The 290-nt window shown below is 30.7% G+C and carries 1 protein-coding gene; it reads left to right on the top strand.

Annotation, left to right across the window (positions count from 1 at the left end; genetic code table 11):
• Positions 1-213 (top strand): transposase family protein (locus PL9631_RS25615; protein ID WP_231516862.1); only part of this gene is annotated, 213 nt, incomplete at its 5' end.
• Between the last annotated feature and the right edge of the window lie 77 nt (positions 214-290).

Genomic DNA, 290 nt, shown 5'->3' on the forward strand with positions numbered 1-290 from the left:
CTTGAACATCGAGAAGAAAATCGGTTAAAAGCCAAACAAAGGATTGTAGTCGAACATTTAATAAGACTGATAAAAATTTATCGAGTTGCTTCCGAAAGATTTCGGTTAAAGAGCCAAAATTATGAAGCAGTAATCTTGACAGTATGTGGACTAATAAGATGGCGAATAGGAGCGATTGTATTATCATCTAAGAATTGCCCAGAATACTTTTGAAAAATGATTGAATATCAGAAATAAAATTCATTAATTATTATTAATGTAACTGAAAAAGCCTATGAATCCGTTACTTT

It is taken from the genome of Planktothrix paucivesiculata PCC 9631 (assembly GCF_900009265.2).
Lineage (GTDB): Bacteria > Cyanobacteriota > Cyanobacteriia > Cyanobacteriales > Microcoleaceae > Planktothrix > Planktothrix paucivesiculata.